At 34.5% G+C, this 16,276-nt stretch carries 17 protein-coding genes and 3 pseudogenes; 16 read left to right on the forward strand and 4 right to left on the reverse strand.

Features of this window, described 5'->3' with window-relative positions; translation table 11 throughout:
• The first annotated feature begins 106 nt into the window (after positions 1–106).
• Positions 107–1,309 (forward strand): IS110 family RNA-guided transposase, encoded by a 1,203-nt coding sequence (locus D0S48_RS01435; protein ID WP_151109571.1) that lies wholly within the window; start codon positions 107–109, stop codon positions 1,307–1,309.
• Positions 1,310–1,549: 240 nt separating this feature from the next.
• On the opposite strand, the gene D0S48_RS01440 is transcribed toward D0S48_RS01435, so the two are convergent.
• Together D0S48_RS01440 and D0S48_RS01445 are read right to left on the reverse strand one after the other, a co-directional pair.
• Positions 1,550–2,023 (reverse strand): hypothetical protein, encoded by a 474-nt coding sequence (locus tag D0S48_RS01440; RefSeq protein WP_151109573.1) that lies wholly within the window; start codon positions 2,021–2,023, stop codon positions 1,550–1,552.
• Positions 2,024–2,375: 352 nt separating this feature from the next.
• Positions 2,376–2,531, reverse strand: coding sequence for a hypothetical protein (locus D0S48_RS01445; protein WP_191696913.1), 156 nt, complete (start codon positions 2,529–2,531; stop codon positions 2,376–2,378).
• Positions 2,532–2,559: 28 nt separating this feature from the next.
• On the opposite strand from D0S48_RS01445, the gene D0S48_RS01450 reads away from it, so the two are divergent.
• Positions 2,560–2,727, forward strand: coding sequence for a histidine phosphatase family protein (locus D0S48_RS01450; protein WP_255475377.1), 168 nt, complete (start codon positions 2,560–2,562; stop codon positions 2,725–2,727).
• Positions 2,728–2,740: 13 nt separating this feature from the next.
• Positions 2,741–3,520, forward strand: coding sequence for a class I SAM-dependent methyltransferase (locus D0S48_RS01455; RefSeq protein ID WP_151109577.1), 780 nt, complete (start codon positions 2,741–2,743; stop codon positions 3,518–3,520).
• A 7-nt stretch (positions 3,521–3,527) separates the two neighbouring features.
• On the opposite strand, the gene D0S48_RS01460 is transcribed toward D0S48_RS01455, so the two are convergent.
• A complete protein-coding gene (locus tag D0S48_RS01460) occupies positions 3,528–4,028 on the reverse strand; it encodes a GNAT family N-acetyltransferase (protein ID WP_225321662.1) in 501 nt (166 codons plus the stop codon).
• A gap of 162 nt (positions 4,029–4,190) precedes the next feature.
• Between D0S48_RS01460 and D0S48_RS01465 the strand changes: the two genes are divergently transcribed.
• The 12 genes and pseudogenes from D0S48_RS01465 to D0S48_RS01520 all read left to right on the forward strand — a co-directional run bounded on the left by D0S48_RS01465 (position 4,191) and on the right by D0S48_RS01520 (position 13,069).
• Positions 4,191–4,604, forward strand: coding sequence for a MarR family winged helix-turn-helix transcriptional regulator (locus D0S48_RS01465; protein ID WP_151109581.1), 414 nt, complete (start codon positions 4,191–4,193; stop codon positions 4,602–4,604).
• Positions 4,604–5,800: an MFS transporter gene (locus D0S48_RS01470; RefSeq protein ID WP_191696916.1), complete on the forward strand. Its 1,197-nt coding sequence runs from the start codon at positions 4,604–4,606 to the stop codon at positions 5,798–5,800. Before D0S48_RS01465 ends, D0S48_RS01470 begins: the two co-directional genes overlap by 1 nt.
• Positions 5,801–5,862: 62 nt before the next feature.
• Positions 5,863–5,947, forward strand: a pseudogene (locus tag D0S48_RS01475) (PhzF family phenazine biosynthesis protein); the annotation flags it as partial.
• A 612-nt stretch (positions 5,948–6,559) separates the two neighbouring features.
• A complete protein-coding gene (locus tag D0S48_RS01480) occupies positions 6,560–6,931 on the forward strand; it encodes a GntR family transcriptional regulator (RefSeq protein WP_151109584.1) in 372 nt (123 codons plus the stop codon).
• Between the two features lie 5 nt (positions 6,932–6,936).
• Positions 6,937–7,803, forward strand: coding sequence for an ABC transporter ATP-binding protein (locus D0S48_RS01485; protein ID WP_151109586.1), 867 nt, complete (start codon positions 6,937–6,939; stop codon positions 7,801–7,803).
• Positions 7,796–8,401, forward strand: a complete 606-nt coding sequence (locus D0S48_RS01490) for an ABC-2 transporter permease (protein ID WP_151109588.1) — start codon at positions 7,796–7,798, stop codon at positions 8,399–8,401. The genes D0S48_RS01485 and D0S48_RS01490 overlap by 8 nt, the downstream gene beginning before the upstream one ends.
• A gap of 510 nt (positions 8,402–8,911) precedes the next feature.
• Positions 8,912–10,136: pseudogene (gene ltrA / locus D0S48_RS01495) on the forward strand (group II intron reverse transcriptase/maturase).
• A gap of 130 nt (positions 10,137–10,266) precedes the next feature.
• Positions 10,267–10,611, forward strand: a complete 345-nt coding sequence (locus D0S48_RS01500; protein WP_151109590.1) for a hypothetical protein — start codon at positions 10,267–10,269, stop codon at positions 10,609–10,611.
• Positions 10,612–10,740: 129 nt separating this feature from the next.
• Complete coding sequence (locus tag D0S48_RS01505; protein WP_151109592.1) at positions 10,741–11,133, forward strand: hypothetical protein; 393 nt, start codon at positions 10,741–10,743, stop codon at positions 11,131–11,133.
• 181 nt (positions 11,134–11,314) lie between these two features.
• Positions 11,315–11,698: a hypothetical protein gene (locus D0S48_RS01510; RefSeq protein WP_151109594.1), complete on the forward strand. Its 384-nt coding sequence runs from the start codon at positions 11,315–11,317 to the stop codon at positions 11,696–11,698.
• Between the two features lie 182 nt (positions 11,699–11,880).
• Positions 11,881–12,258, forward strand: a complete 378-nt coding sequence (locus D0S48_RS01515; protein ID WP_151109596.1) for a cupin — start codon at positions 11,881–11,883, stop codon at positions 12,256–12,258.
• A complete protein-coding gene (locus D0S48_RS01520) occupies positions 12,245–13,069 on the forward strand; it encodes an aminoglycoside adenylyltransferase domain-containing protein (RefSeq protein ID WP_151109598.1) in 825 nt (274 codons plus the stop codon). The genes D0S48_RS01515 and D0S48_RS01520 overlap by 14 nt, the downstream gene beginning before the upstream one ends.
• Before the next feature lie 59 nt (positions 13,070–13,128).
• On the opposite strand, the pseudogene D0S48_RS01525 reads toward D0S48_RS01520, so the two are convergent.
• Positions 13,129–13,990: pseudogene (locus D0S48_RS01525) on the reverse strand (manganese catalase family protein).
• A 262-nt stretch (positions 13,991–14,252) separates the two neighbouring features.
• Here D0S48_RS01525 and D0S48_RS01530 point away from each other — a divergent pair.
• Positions 14,253–16,250, forward strand: coding sequence for an ABC1 kinase family protein (locus tag D0S48_RS01530; protein ID WP_151109600.1), 1,998 nt, complete (start codon positions 14,253–14,255; stop codon positions 16,248–16,250).
• Positions 16,251–16,276: the final 26 nt, after the last annotated feature.

Below are 16,276 nucleotides of genomic sequence, written 5' to 3' on the forward strand. Positions count from 1 at the left end.
AACATGTTTGAGGCTGGTTGGGACATAGATCTCGTATAACAAGCGAAGCTATGACACTACAAGGAGGAACAGGGGTACTGGTGAGTGAGTCAGAGGAGGAAGTTAAATGAACCCAGTAGTTGGACTGGATGTGGCAAAAGGAGAGAGCCAAGTTCAGGCATTTTTAGATAAATCGAAGCCGTTTGGAAAGAGTTATTCTATGAAGCATACACGAGAGGATTTAGACCGTTTTATAGGCTTCTTACATGAGATCGAAGTGATGACCGGGCAAATGCCTATAGTCATTCTAGAATCTACAGGTCATTACCACTCTCCTGTTATTCAATGCTTGGAGGAGAACGAGGTTTTATATATCTTGCTTAACCCTATTATTTCTTATCAAGCGAAGAGATCTAGTTTAAGAAAGGTAAAAACAGACGCAATTGATGCGTATCAGTTGTGTATGCTTTATTATAAAGAAGATTTTGAACCTCATAAAAAAAGAGGGATTCAACTCTTAAATCTTAGAAATCTATCGAGACAACAGGAGATTGTGACGAATATGTATGTGGAGGCTAAGCTACAGTTTCACACTATTCTAGATCAAGTGTTTCCTGAATACCGCAAGGTTTTTGGTGATCTTTATTCAAAGGTTTCTTTATTGATGTTAAAGAAATATCCCACTTCAGAAGATGTAATAACGGCTGGAGAAAGTAAGCTAGCAGAGTGTGTGATGGAGTTTTGTCCAAGACGTTCTAGTCTATGGGCATTGGAAAAGGCAAAAAAACTAATGGATTCTGCCTATCGAAATCCATTTCAAAAAGTGGTGTATCATAGTCACTTGATCAATCTTCAAATGTATATTGAAATGCTTTTTCAGTACCAAGGACACCTTTCGGAGTTGGAAGTTCGGATAGTGACCTTGGCAGATGAATTAGAAGATTATAAGATTGTCCAATCGATTCCAGGAATCGGAGAAAAGATCGCTGCCACGATAATCTCTGAGATTGGGGAAATCGAACGGTTTAATCACCCGAAAAAACTAGTTGCCTTTGCAGGAGTAGATCCCAGTGTTCATTCATCAGGAAAGTTTACTGCCACAACCAATCGTATTACTAAACGAGGCTCTAGTAGATTACGCCATGCTTTGTATCTTGCCGTATTATGCGGAATCAGAAGTTCAAGAAACAACAAGCTGAAAGAATTCTATGATAAGAAAAAATCAGAAGGCAAGCCTGCCAAAGTAGCGATAGTAGCCTGCATTAACAAACTGCTTCATTGGATTTATGCTTTATTAAATAGCAAAGAAACTTTCCAAGATATAGCATAATCACTTGTTACAAGTAATTAAGATAAAACCTTCCAAAAGTTTTTTGGAGGGCTATTTGTCATGCACAAAATAGTATAACATAAGATTAATAATAATTTTAGAGAAAAATATTGACATCCTATTAGCTGGTTTAGTTGAAGAATAATCTACCAAATTGCAGGCAATTCTTGAGCAAGAAATAAAGGGTGATACATATCGATAATGATAAGTAACACCCTTTATTTGTGTGACTTCCTATGATTAGATCCCTTTTTTATTAATCTTCTTAAAGTAATGGATAAACATTAAGTTATAAACAACTTCCACTATTATTGAAATAGTTAAATCCATTAAATTTGTTTCCTCGAGAGATTGATTAGGTAGTAAATCGTAAATGAGAAAATATCCAATTCCATTTAAAGCTATAACAAGTAATATGTATCTTAGTAAAATTGGGATCGCTAAACTAATATACGGAAGAAAAAACTCTTTTTTATTTCCTTTTTTATAGATTCGAAATAATACAAATAAACCAATCCCATTGATCATAATAAAGCAAATGAAATCAATAATATCCATTTGATTCATAGTAGAAAAATCGTAAACTATTGGTAATGATATAATAGATATAGCTGCTATAATCCAAAAGATACTTCGATAATTTTTCCTCTGTTTTTCAGTAAAGGAATCTTCCCTTAAAGCTGTAATAAGTGCATTTATATTCCAAATATACATAATAGACTCCTTTATTGTACTAAAAATAAATTATAGAGAAATAGTACTTTTATAGCAATGAACAAATTTGGAAAAAGAGGGTAATGTGGAGGTTGGGGTTAAAACAGTAAGCTTTCAACATGAAGGAGATAAATTAGAAAAGGATATAAATGAATTTTACTATAAAGCAACAATTTCAGTTATAAAACAGTCTTTTAATTTGAATTTGGATCATACTCTAATCTATGTTTCTTCAATTCCCATGAAAATTAAAATCTTCATTTTAGAGAAAAAGGCAATACGAAATCTGACGCAGCTCAATTATTTTTTAAAAAAGTGCAGCGCCTAAATAAGAATCAAATTGTGGGTTGGATTAGGAGGCATTTGGTTCAGTGATTGTAACGTTGTAACCTAAGTTTTCAAGTCTTCGAACAGAATATCGTACAATTGATTGTTCTTTTGGCTTATCAAAATAATCTTCACCTAAGTCTACATACGTTTCTTTGCGAGCAGGATTAAAGGATATCATCCAAAGCTACCCAAATAAAAAAATAATTTTGGTTGCTCACGGAGCTGTCATTAATGCTATATTAGCGCTCCTTTCAGATAGTAAAATTGGTTCAGGGAAGACAAAATTGTTAAATGCCTGTATAAGTAATCTAGAATATAAACAAGATCGTTGGAAAGTAAAGGATTATAATCAAACTACCCACTTAACAAAATAGGAGGATGTAAAATATGACATTACTTAATCCAACTTTATTTGCTGAATGGATCGCACCACATTCGTTAGAATGGTACGACCAGCTTGGGAAGTTTCAAGGGACTTATCTATACCCTTGGAATTCCACTATTATTAAGCCTAATGGAGAAACAATCTTTGATGAAGAGGTTATAAACTTGGTTTCACACAAAAAGGTTTTGGACGTCGGGTGTGGGCATGGTGAATTCGCGATCCATTGTAGCTCTATTGCAAAAGAAATAGTAGGATTTGATGTAACTAATCATTTTATCGGTTATGGGAAAATGAATAAGCCAAAAAATGTTTCTTTTGTGTTAGGAAGCACTAAACAAGGTTTACCTTTTAAAGAAAATGAGTTTGATTGTGCTTACATTCGAAAGGGACCAACTTCAGGTTATCCTGCTCTAAAGCATATTGTAAAAAAAGGCGGAATAATACTTGGGCTACACCCTGGAAATCACGAAGAGAATGAACTATCTGAATTATTTCCAAATCTTTTTACTGCCAATTTACCACTGGATTCTACTGAAAAAACGATTAAAAGTAGATTAATAGAGGCCAATTATTATGAATGGGAGATAGAAATTATTAGCAGTAATGAGTTAATCCATAGCCCAATGGATATTATAAGAAAAAGGTGCTTTGGACAGCACCCAACTGTGATGGAAAAAATTGTAAAAGAAGATTTAATAGAGATTACAGAAATCTTTGAAGCAAACAAAACAAATGGCTTGTCTGTAACTAATTCCTATTACATTGTACGAGCAATTGTTTAATAGAAGATCATTCCTGTCCAACTTTACTACTTCTTCTTTCTAAAAAGTAATTATCTCTCCATTTATTTTTCAGTCTACCAATACGTTCACGGTGACCTACCACTCTAAACCCATTTTTCTTGTGTAGTTCTATACTAGCTTTGTTTTCTGGAAAAATACTTGCCTGCAGCATCCAATAGCCTTGTTCTTCTGACTTAGTGATCAGTGTTTGAAGCAGCTTATTTCCAATTCCCATTCCAGTGGCTTTGGGATGAACATAGATCCCCACTTCACCAACCCCTGCATAAACTGCTCTGTTTGAAACGGGGCAAAGTCTACACCAACCTAACACTAATTCACCATGGTAAATGATAAAGGTACAAAACTGATCTGCTTTTGAAACCCATATCTCATAGGATGAAGGAGCAGACGTTTCGAATGTTGCGTTACCTGTAGCACTGCCAGCCTCATAAATATATTTGATTTGCTCCCAGTCTTTTTCACTAGATAATCTGCATATATATTCCACGGTTATATTCCCCCTTGTAAAGAATATAAATATTTTACTTGTACTTTACAAGTAAAATTTAAAACGAAAATATATAATAGTTGTCTTTACAAATCAAACGAAAACAATTAACATTAGTTAGTCTAACTAACTAATGTAACTAATCCATAAGGGAGTAATTTTATGCAACCATTTTTCACGACATTAAAACTAATTTCTCGGCCATACAGTAGTAAGATGCAGGATTTACTACTGCCATTTGGCTTAACCGAAGTTCAGTGGGGACTCATACGTATTCTTTACGAAGAAGGACCTTCAACCTTCACTGATATAGCTACTTATTGGCGAGTTGAAAAACCTTCGGTGACTCCAATTGCTCAAAAACTAATTGAGCAAGAGTTAATTTACATAGGAATAGGTCATGACAAAAGACAAAAAGTAATGCATTTAACTAATAACGGGGTAGAAAAGTATAAAGAGACGAAACAAATAGTGGATACCCTACAAAAGAATTTACTGATTGGTATTACTGAACAAGAAAGACAAATTACAGAACAAGTATTGGAAAAATTACTTGTTAATTTAAAGGGAAGATGATGACGGTGACAAAGGAAAAACTATGGACAAAGCAATTTTTAATCGTTTCGTTGATCAATTTTATGATCACTTTAATGTTTTATTTATTAATAGTTACAATTGCGTCCTATGCCCAATCAAAATACGGTGCCTCTACAAGTACAGCTGGTCTAGTATCTAGTATTTTTATAATAGGCTCATTAATAGGAAGGTTAGGAACAGGAAGAGTCATAGGCGATTTAGGGACAAAAAAAACACTATGGACAGGTTTAGTATTTTTTACTATTACATCTATCTTATATTTTGCGGCCTTCAATATTGGACTTCTAATTATTATTCGATTGCTTCAAGGAATTGCTGTTGGTATTGCAGGTACTGCAACCGGAACAATCATAGCGCAAATTTTACCTAATACTAGAAAGGGAGAGGGGATAGGTTATTACAGTTTAAGTGCCATTTTAGCAACCGCCATTGGTCCGTTTATAGGTATTCTATTACTTAAAGCTGAAAATGGTTTTCAATGGATTTTTGCTTTAAATATTGTATTGTCATTTGTATGCTTAATCATCTATGCAGTGGTAAAAATAGATGTGGCATTGCCGAAATCTACTACTCAGCATCTAGAAAAAAGCTCGCTTCTCTCGAAATTCATAGAACCAAGAGCATTACCAATTTCTATGGTGGCACTCATAATAGGATTTAGTTATTCTGGCGTAATGTCATTTCTATCCTTTTATGCAGTAGAGGTAGACCTTGTATCTGCAGCAAGTTATTTCTTTTTAATTTATGCGATAGTAGTTATTATTTCTCGTCCATTCACAGGGAAACTGCTAGATACTAAAGGAGCTAATATTGTCGCTTATCCTTGTTTCGTTTTGTTTGCACTAGGTATGTTTTTATTCAGCCAAGCTTCAGCCGGGTGGATGCTTTTACTTGCTGCTGCGCTGATTGGATTCGGCTACGGTAATTTTAATTCGATTGCTCAGAGCGTCGCTGTGAAAGTTACTCCACCCCATCGATTTGGACTTGCTACCTCAACCTACTTCATTTTATATGATATTGGGTTAGGAATTGGTCCGTTTCTATTAGGATTTATAGTGCCTTATAGTGGTTATCGTCCGATTTTCCTCTCCATGGTCGTTTTAATCGTCATTTGCATTCCTCTATACCATTTGTTGCATGGTAGGAAGGACAAAGAACTGTTGAATATATCTTAATATAAAAAACCTTTAAGCTTTATCAAGCTTAAAGGTTTTTTCCCTTTTGTTAATAAGACAAGGGATATGAGTTGAAATGGTTCACCCCTAAAGGAGAAATAGACTTATGTGGACACGCAAACATTAGCATCAGCTTATGTAATATATACTTAACTTAGACAATGATTTAAAGAATAGGCTATGTTAAAGTCTAAGGTTGATTTTTAGTGAGGAGATTTTGTTTGTGAAATGTTACACTCAAACTAAAGGTGCAGTTTAGTTGAACAAGGATTATCGTCAGATTTACTACTACTAAGTAAAGAAACGTTTCCAAACGACGATTTTGGCACTAAATACCCAACGTTTAATCAAAAGTAATTAAATATAATATTATCTTTTAAATCTTAAGAGCATGTTTTGATAAGTATTTTATCAAAATATGCTCTTTCTATTTGTTATTTTAAAGTTGACGGTGGTAATTCAATCAAATAGTTAGAAATGAATAATATCATCTTTTAGATAGCTGATACTTTATTGTAAATATGCTTGTTCAGGCTTCTATTCTATTAATTTATGGCTGTTTTATATAAAATTTTCTGGAATTTCAAATAAAGTGGTTGCGCGATTGTTTTATGTGTGTATATAATGTGATTATAGTATATATACAATATATGAGGGTGTGAGTGATTTATGCAAATTGGTCTTCGATGACTGTTTTCAGCAAGCGGTACATGACATTTGTAAAGTATGTTTTCAAAAAAGTAAAGAAGAGGTATTGGCATGCAAATAATTATTTCCAACAGTTCAAAGGAACCGATTTATGAACAAATTACCAGTCAAATTAAATCGCTTATTTTAGCAGGTGAACTACAGGAGGGGGCAGCAATACCTTCTATGCGTAACCTCGCAAAGGAACTGCAAATTAGTGTTATAACGACGAAGCGTGCCTATGAGGAATTGGAAAAGGCGGGCTTTATCTATTCCATTGTCGGAAAAGGGTCTTTTGTTGCAGAGCAAAATCTAGAGGTTATAAGAGAGAAGAAGCTGAAGGTCATTGAGGAGCAACTCAGTGCAGTCATAACAAATAGCAGAGAAATTGGACTGTCACTTGATGATCTGCAGGACTTATTAAAGATTTTATATGAGGAGTGAATGGAATGGAGAATGTGGTTGAATTTACAAATGTAACGAAAAGGTTTAAAGATTTTTCCGTAAAAAATATTGATTTGCAAGTGAAGCAAGGCTTTGTAACGGGATTCATTGGAGCAAATGGTGCTGGTAAATCGACATCGATAAAAATGATGATGAATCTCTTAAGACCAGATGTTGGGGAAATTAAGCTTTTCGGGTTGGATTACAAGAAACATGAGAAGGCGATTAAGGAGCGCATTGGATTCGTGTATGATGGCAATGTATTTTTTGAAGGGCTAAACATGAAAGATATAAAACGGATTGTAGCACCAGCATACAAACACTGGGATGATACAGTATTTTATCAATATATTGAAAAATTCGAATTACCACTTAATAAAGCAATAAAAACTTTCTCGAAAGGGATGCAAATGAAGGCGTCATTGGCGATAGCACTATCACATCATGCAGAGCTGATCATTATGGACGAGCCAACAGCAGGCTTAGACCCCATTTTTAGACGAGAACTGTTGGATCTTTTACAAGAATTAATGATTGATGGAAATCGTACCATTTTCTTCTCAACGCATATTACAACAGATTTAGATCGTATCGCAGATTATATAGCTTTTATGCAGAGTGGCGAATTAGTATTTAATCAGTCCATTCACGACGTTGCTGAAAACTATGCCATTGTTAAAGGAAGATTGGATCTTCTGGATAGAGATACTGAAAAGGCATTTATTCATGTTCATCGTGCATCAACAGGATTTGAAGCATTAACGGACAATACTAAAGCAGTGAAAAATATCTTTGGAAACTCAGTTGCCATTGATCGTGCCTCTCTGGAAGATATCATGTATCACTTGAAAGGAGGAATACACCATGTTTAATTTAATCAGACGTGACGTCATTCTGCAGAAAAGGCAGCTATTACTCTTTATTCCTTTTATCTTATTCTTTATTATTATGGGCAAAGACCCAGCTTTTACTTTTCTCGTTTCCAGTATTTTTATTCCCTTTAACACATATGCTTACGATGAAAAAGCAGAGACAAACATATTATTAAATTCCTTACCATATACACGTACGGAAATTATCGCTTCACGCTATCTTGGTGCTATTATTTACATGATTTTAGCAATCGGGGTGACTAGTCTAACATTATTGGCTTTCAATAAACCTTTTACTATGACTGACATTGCGATTGGCTGTGGCTTATTCTTATTATTTGCCGCATTTACCTTTCCATTATTTTATATATTTAAACCAGGCTATATTTTTCCGGTTGTACTCATTTGCTTTATCCTTTTGGCAGCTATAGGTCCGGCTATTGTCACGTTTTTAACTGAACAATTAACCGCAATAACTGATTTCATTGTTAATTTAACTGTCTCGTCTTTATATACAGGAGCGACACTTGGCATCATGGTAGTCTATGCTATCTCTTGGGGACTTACCAATATCATTTACCAGCGAAAAGCGTTCTAAGTGGGGGAATTATATAGTTAGTAACTTAACATTAAAGTAGGTTACTGATATTTATAAAAGAACGTTAAAATCACCTCTCTAGTTTAACTGAGAGGTGATTTTTTTGTTGGATGTTTATGGTAAAATATCTATGTATTGAGAAGGGTTTCATTTAAACTAAACCACAGGAACAGCAAAAAAGTAGCGTTCGAAATCATTCGTTCATGCGGTGCTTAAAATAATGAGTGGAATAGAAGAAGAATTGGTAAAAATAAAAGACTTAAAATAGAGACGTATTAAAAGAACCCTACTTTCTGGGTTCTTGGCAACTCGGGAGACCCTACCGGTCTCTTCTTATAGAAGAGTATGGTGTACAAGTGATAATAAGCAAGGAAACCAAATGCCGTTGTAGGGAGTCGGATAGCAGCGTAGTACCAATGAAGTTGGGTAATGCCGATGGAGGAAAGGCTGCTACCAAGTTATCACCCTTACTAGGGACACATTTACTACACTCGGAGGTAGGAATACTAAATGGAAACAAAACTATTAAGGATAGCAGAATTAGCAAAATCTGATCCCGAATGAAATTTACATCTATTGTACATTTACTAAATAAGCAATCTCTAGTTCAATGTCATCTTGAATTACCTAATAAGAAGGCAACTGGGATTAATGGCACAACTAAAGAGCAATACAGTGAAAGACTAGAGGAAAATATAGAGGACTTAGTAAGTAGGCTTAAAAGTAAAAGCTATCATCCTGTTCCCGTAAGGAGAATGTATATTCCTAAGCTTAACTCCAACAAGAAAAGACCATTGGGGTTACCGGAACATGAAGATAAGATTGTACAGAAAGGCATTACCAAAATACTAAATGCCATCTATGAAATTGATTTTCTAGACTGCTCTTTTGGGTTCCGCCCAAATCGTAACTGCCACGATGCTTTGAAAATATTAAATCATTATATTGAAAAGAAATCAGTAAATTATATAGTAGATGTAGATATTAAAGGGTTCTTTGACAACGTTGACCACATATGGATGATGGAGTTCTTAAAACTGCGAATTACTGACCCTAACTTACTAAGAATAATTGGTAGGTTTCTTAAAGGTGGATACATGGAGGAAGGAAAGAAATACAAGACAGATAAAGGCACACCGCAAGGTGGGGTCATATCTCCGGTACTCGCCAATCTATACCTTCATTATGTCCTGGACCTGTGGTTTGAGAAGGAAGTCAGAAAACAGTGTGAAGGACATGCATACATAGTTAGATATGCCGATGATTTTGTGTGTTGCTTCCAATATAAGAGCGAAGCTCAGGAATTCTTTCAATCATTAAAGTTGAGATTACAGAAGTTTAACTTAGAAATAGCGGAGGATAAAACCAAAATTAATCTGGATACTTTCGTGTGAAACGGAAATCAAGCAGGAAAAAGCTACAAGGTAAACTAAAGGAATCGAAGGAATGGATAAAGAAGAACCGAAATAATGATATTCATATGATAATGGATAGATTTAAACGCTCGCTTGTAGGTTATTACAACTACTATTGCATCACGGATAACACTCCAAGTGTTCACCAATTTAAAGACAAAATCCAATATCTACTGTTTAAATGGCTCAACAGAAGAAGTCAAAGAAAATCCTTTACTTGGGATAAATTCAATCTCTTTCTTCAAAAATATCCGTTACCGTCACCAAGAATTAAGGTGAATATATACGAATTAAGAAAAGAGATTAGCTATATCTTGTGAAAGATGATTTGGAGGAGCCGTGTGCGTAAATAGCGCAAGCACGGTTCTGTGAGGGGGGAAGAACACAATCTACCGCAAGGTAGAGAGGTTCTCTTCTACTCGAATACTTTAATAAAGGGAGAAGACCAGTATGATAGATTTATGTAAATGTAATGAAACTTATGATTTAAAAGTTGAAGCAGATATAGGTGCCGACGCTATTTGGTGTAAAAAATGTTATTGTAACTTTGACATAGAATATGTTCCAATTTCAATCAAGTTGAAGGCTGAATTAATGGAGTGGATCTTGAAATATGGTAAATGGATTGATTGGAAAAATGATGGCATTTTTCCTAGTGGCGTAGAACTTGAAGAAACACATAATAAAGAAGGCTTGATATTAACTGAAAAAGTACAAAAAGAACTTGTAGGAAAATATAAAATTACGTTTTCACCTTCTACATTTGCAAGAGAACATGCAAATAAAAAGCAGTAACTCTTATTGCATTAACGCGTGCTTTACTTCAAGAAGGAGTTAAGCCTTTTTTCATATTGAACTAATGTCGCAGGTTAGCACAAGAAGGTTAGTTGAAGGATGTTGATTAACTCTAGGAGGGAATTGAAAGTGTTTACTAATAAGAAAGTTTTGATTGGAATTATTGCTATTATGATAATTGTAATGTCGTACTTCTTCTTTTTTTCTAGTTCCAATTCCGAAAAGAACAAAAGTATTGGTAAGGTTCTTTTTAAAGTTGAAAGTAAACACAATTACACAAAACCAAGAGAATATACGGAAATGTGGATTATTGGGTACAACAATTCTGATGAAAAAGATAACCGACGTTATAAAATTTTTATTGAGGATGCAATGGTTTACAACCTTATTAAAGTGGATGAAGAGTATATGATAAGTGCGAGATCTTTTAGAAAAGATAAAGATTATGATTATGCTTATGAGTTAATTCAAATTAGCAATCAAAAAGAATATCAGGTTAGAGGGAAAGGGAGGATTAAATGAAATTAATCGTTCTGCAATTGGGTGAGATTGTGGAATTAGAGTAGCTGTTCTTAAAAAATATACGGGTGCTTTAATTCAAGAAGGAGTAAACCTTTTTTCTTATTAATCTAAAGGAGCAGGTAAGCAAATCTAAGGGTACGTAGGATTCTATAGTAGACTTCATTAATTGGGAGGTAATTAATTGGTAAAAGTTAGAATTATTTTAGGTTTATTTATAGCCGTTATTGCAGTGTTCGTATTTATAAATAAATTATATTATCCTTCTCTTCCGATAGATGATTTATCTGCAAAACAAGCGATTGAACTACTAAAAGAATCGGATAGTAAGATAGCTGAAATTGCCGTAGAAGCCAATTCTATTTGGTATATCACAAGTAGTGAGAATCAAGGTATTTCGATTGCGGATGAAAATCTAATACAAATGATAGGTTCAACCGGATGGGAATTTAAGGGGAAAGATGGTGCTGGCCTGTTCTTTGAAAAAGACGAAAAAAGATTAATTGCCACCACTCAAATGTGGACTAAAAATTATGTTCTCGTTAAAATTCCAAGTAATTTTAAATAATCTTAAGAGACTTGTATTAATTTGATGGGTGCAAAATGTAATGAGCATGGAGGTACATTTCCAGCTCATTATTTATAGCATTTTTAAATCCACCTTTACCTTTATCATAGCTTCTATATTAAAAAATAGAAGGAATATCTGCTTTTATAGTCGAATTTAAATAGGCTATGGAGGGTTGTCTAATGAAAATTTTTCGTTTTGATCAACAGGTTGGACATAAGATTCACCACTTTAATTCGAATTTTATCATGTCACGGATCGCTAAAATAGAAAGTGAAACGGTAATAGGCTGTATGCATTTGGAGGAAAAAGGAGTCATTGGATATCATGAAGCAGTTGTTCCTCAGCTACTACTGATTGTTAATGGAGAGGGTAGGGTATCTGGTACGAATCAAACGAAGGTTGAAATACGAGCTGGCGATGCAGTGTTCTGGGAAAAGGGGGAGGGGCATGAAACCACAACTGATACTTATTTAACAGCAATGGTCATAGAGGCAGAAGGACTCCAACCAGAAATATATATGCCAATGAAAGGGGGAAGTAAAAATGATTTGGGCTAATGCTTCAGAAAATATTAAAGCATTTATAATACAGGTGATTGGCCAAATACAGAAAATAGTTGACGAAAATAATGTTGGTTATTACTTACATGGCTCTCTGGCAATAGGTGGTTTTAATCCATCAAGGAGTGACATAGATATTTTGGTGGTAACCAAAAAAGCATTGTCATTCCAAGAGAAATTATCGTTGACTGAGTTATTTTTAAAGATTTCAAATAATCCTTATCCAATTGAAATTAGTTTTATGAATAGAAGCCAGCTAGAAAACTGGGACTATCCTCCATCCTATGATTATCATTTTAGTGAATATTGGAGGGAAAGATACGAAGAATGTAGTGAAAAATGGTTATTAGGAGAAAAAGTAGATGCTGATTTAGCTGCACATATAACCATTGTTACTTATAAAGGAATATGCCTTAGAGGTGAACCCATAAAAGCAGTGTTTCCAACTGTACCCACTATTCACTATACATCAGCAATTTTACAAGACTATAAGGATTGTTTAAATGATTTAGAGATAGATCCTGTTTATTCCATATTAAATATGTTAAGAGTTTATCGTTATTTAAAGGAGAGTACAATATGCTCTAAATTGGAGGCTGGTCAATGGGGAGCCAACAGTTTACCAGAAGAGCATAAAACGTTAGTATTCCAAGCTATTAACATATATACAGGAAAAATATCCGAATCAAACTTTCAAAGTCAACAGCTAGTCGAATTTAAAGAGTTAATAGCTAGAGAAGTAAATGATTTACTAACTCAAAATTTTCAATTCGGAATTGAAGAGGCACATCAATTAAAAAATAGCTAATTAAAAATTACTGTAAACAAACTATACCGGGCTTGCGTTTGTTTGCAGTATAATTTAGTTTACTTCATATCTTCCGCAGGCAAAGTATTGTGCAATGAGGGAGGGGCAGGACTAAGAACTGGTTTTTCACCGAATGCTTTACCTTGGTCTTAGGAGAAAGGGTGTCCATCAGGAGCATTGCCCTTTAACCAAGGCAATTCGGCACTGTCTTCTCCTTCCGAATGATTATATAGAGTATGAGAAAATTCGGTTGCTTCCCACTCAGGTGGAATAGTTGTGGGACAAATAACTCCACCTTCTGTTGCTTCTAAGTCTTTTATAGCTGCTAGCCCTTGATTTTGGTGCATTGTATCTAGAGCTAAAAGGAAGGACAGCATATCTCTAACTCCTTTATCATCTGTCATGCTATAAAGACGAGCTACTTGTAAACGCCCTTCTGAATCAGCCATCACGTTATGTCGCATATCTGCTAATAAGTTACCACTTGCTACAATATAACCAGCATTCCATGGCACTCCAACTGAGTTCACAGGCATAGCACCTAAGCCCGAGACGATTGCGTGCTGAGGATTCATACCCTCTACTAATACATCCTTTGGACTCATAACCTCCCATAATTGCACCTTTTACTGGGTTAACTGCGCCATTTTCCTGTTCTGTGACTGGTGCGCCTTCTAAAAGTCTTGCCACCATTGTAGCTATCATTTCAATGTGACCAAGTTCTACTGTTCCTGTATCCATCAGTAAGTCTTTATATTTTTCGTTTCCTCTTGTATTCCAGCATTGGAAAAGATACTGCATCGCAACACTCATCTCTCCAAATTGACCACCAATAATTTCTTGTAGGTGTTTTGCTAATACTGGATCTGGATTGTCCGGTACCGCATGAAAGCTCAATTCTTTTTTGTTAAAGACATATATAGAATCCTCCTTTAGAAATTTATAGACAATTTTTAAATTTTACCCATGAATTTATCTATAAAACTTTCAATAAAATAAATAATCTAAAAGTCTTAATGAATTTAAAAGGAAATATGATTTAGTTAACAAAAAATTATATTGTTTTCAAAAAATTGAAATACTTAAACGTACTAAAAAGTGCTTGTGAAAGAGATTAATAATAAGTAGAAGAGGGGAATGTATATATATTGAACTGAGATAAAAAAGATAGGGGGATACTTTTTTGATATATGTAAAGTTAATTGTACAAATAATTTTAATATCTTTATTTATTTACTATGTAAGTGGAAAGCTGATGGGTTCCCAAATCAATTTTATGAAAAGAATCCTTTCTGTTTTTATTAGCATTGTGTTTACCTTTTTTGTTTACTGGTATGCTTATTTAAGGAATATTGACTTTCTTTCCGAGGATTTCGTTTATTCATTTATGGACGTCAGCACTATAATATGGATAGGTAGTATGCTTTTGATTTCTATGCTATTGTACTTATTCTTTGAATTATTTGGACCGATGGATAATGGGGAACGAAAATCAAGTACTATGCGACAAAGACCTTTTCTTTTAAGGCTAAGAAGTCAATGGAGAGGTCAAAAAAGAATGCGACAAGTAATTCAAATAGCTGCTAAGAATGGGATTTCTAGAGCTTTGAAATATACCAAGCATAGAGATAACGATTATGAAATGGCAATCGCCTTTCGCGATACACTAGAGCAAGCCGGAGGTATTTTCATAAAGTTTGGTCAGGTACTTTCAACTCGTAAAGACTTGTTTTCTCCTGTATTTATAAGAGAGCTGGAAAAGCTTCAGCAAAATGTGGAGCCATTACATGAATCAGAAGTAAAAAAGATTTTAGATAAATCGTTGCCATGTAGTATGGAAGATATATTTTCATATTTTGATATGATTCCTTTGGCTTCCGCTTCAATTGGTCAAGTACATAAAGCGGTACTGAAAGAAAACAATCAACAGGTTGTTGTCAAATTATTACGTCCCGATGTCAAGTCAATGATTAGGGATGATTTAAATATTTTATTAGAGTTTGTTCGTTGGTTAACAGACAAATCCTCTTGGGCAGAAAGATTGGGCCTATGTGAGCTAGCACTAGGATTTGCAGATAACCTTAAAGAAGAAGTCAATTTTGAAATAGAAAAACGGAATGCAGTTCAAGTCAAAAATGCCCTAAAAAACAGTAAATATGAGGTGAAAATACCTTATGTTTACACCGATTTGAGCAATAAAAACATCATTATTTTTGAGCATGCTTACGGGCAGAGTGTAGCAAATGGCGACACTTTGTTTCAAACACTAAATATAGATCGGGAGGAGTTTGCTCAAACGGTACTCTACTCATTTTTCGATCAAATGCTTTATTCTGGAATTTTTCACGCTGATCCACATCCGGGAAATATCTTCATTGATAAAACAGATGGACTCCCGATTTTGTTAGATTTTGGCGCAGTAGGAAGACTGGCAGAGCCTCAGCAAGAAGGAATGAAGATTTTTTTAATGGGTATTCAGCATAATGACGCTAATATGCTCTATGATGCAGTAACATTGCTTGTAGAAGATCATGATCACATTGATAGAGTAAAAATGGAACAGGCTTTGTCTCAAATCCTTCTTCGAATTTCATACGTAGAACGAATACCAACGGATGAGCTAATTCAAGCGTTCTTTAAGTTAGTTAGAGAATTTGGCTTATCGTTTTACCCTTCCGTAGGAATTGCTATGCGTTCAATCATAACTTTAGAGGGCACGCTTAAGCTAATCCAACCTAAATTTGATATTTTTGCAGAAGCAAAAGAATATTCGTCGGATTATTTGACTTCTCTGTTAAAAAAGCCATTTAAGGAACCAAAAGTTACAAAGGAAAGAATAGAAGAAGAGTTTGCTTTATTGCTACCAGCATTGCGAAAAATACCAAGACGAGTTGATAAGCTCGTCCAAAAAGTGGAAAGTGGAAAAATTATTTTACATCATGATATTTTTTCAGATAAGAATAATGCTCAATTTGTAACTCACCTCTTTTCTCGATTTATTCTATTGTTTGTCGGGATTACTTTTGGAATAATTTCTGTTTCATTACTAGCAATTGCTCAGTTTATAGAAACTGCATATGCTGTATATTTAAATACTGCTGCTTTTGTTGGATTATTTCTATGCGCAGTATTGCTTGTACGTCTCTCCATACAAGCAATTAGATTGATGAAACGACATTAATTTGAATGGATTATACTCCGAACGTC

It is taken from the genome of Psychrobacillus sp. AK 1817, assembly GCF_008807035.1.
Classification (GTDB): domain Bacteria; phylum Bacillota; class Bacilli; order Bacillales_A; family Planococcaceae; genus Psychrobacillus; species Psychrobacillus faecigallinarum.

Bases quoted from the DNA above. Each gene is read 5' to 3' on its own strand.
- D0S48_RS01435 (WP_151109571.1), top strand. From the start codon at position 107: ATGAACCCAGTAGTTGGACTGGATGTGGCAAAAGGAGAGAGCCAAGTT.
- D0S48_RS01440 (WP_151109573.1), bottom strand. From the start codon at position 2,023: ATGTATATTTGGAATATAAATGCACTTATTACAGCTTTAAGGGAAGAT.
- D0S48_RS01445 (WP_191696913.1), bottom strand. From the start codon at position 2,531: ATGATATCCTTTAATCCTGCTCGCAAAGAAACGTATGTAGACTTAGGT.
- D0S48_RS01455 (WP_151109577.1), top strand. From the start codon at position 2,741: ATGACATTACTTAATCCAACTTTATTTGCTGAATGGATCGCACCACAT.
- D0S48_RS01465 (WP_151109581.1), top strand. From the start codon at position 4,191: ATGCAACCATTTTTCACGACATTAAAACTAATTTCTCGGCCATACAGT.
- D0S48_RS01470 (WP_191696916.1), top strand. From the start codon at position 4,604: ATGACGGTGACAAAGGAAAAACTATGGACAAAGCAATTTTTAATCGTT.
- D0S48_RS01480 (WP_151109584.1), top strand. From the start codon at position 6,560: ATGCAAATAATTATTTCCAACAGTTCAAAGGAACCGATTTATGAACAA.
- D0S48_RS01485 (WP_151109586.1), top strand. From the start codon at position 6,937: ATGGAGAATGTGGTTGAATTTACAAATGTAACGAAAAGGTTTAAAGAT.
- D0S48_RS01490 (WP_151109588.1), top strand. From the start codon at position 7,796: ATGTTTAATTTAATCAGACGTGACGTCATTCTGCAGAAAAGGCAGCTA.
- D0S48_RS01500 (WP_151109590.1), top strand. From the start codon at position 10,267: ATGATAGATTTATGTAAATGTAATGAAACTTATGATTTAAAAGTTGAA.
- D0S48_RS01515 (WP_151109596.1), top strand. From the start codon at position 11,881: ATGAAAATTTTTCGTTTTGATCAACAGGTTGGACATAAGATTCACCAC.
- D0S48_RS01520 (WP_151109598.1), top strand. From the start codon at position 12,245: ATGATTTGGGCTAATGCTTCAGAAAATATTAAAGCATTTATAATACAG.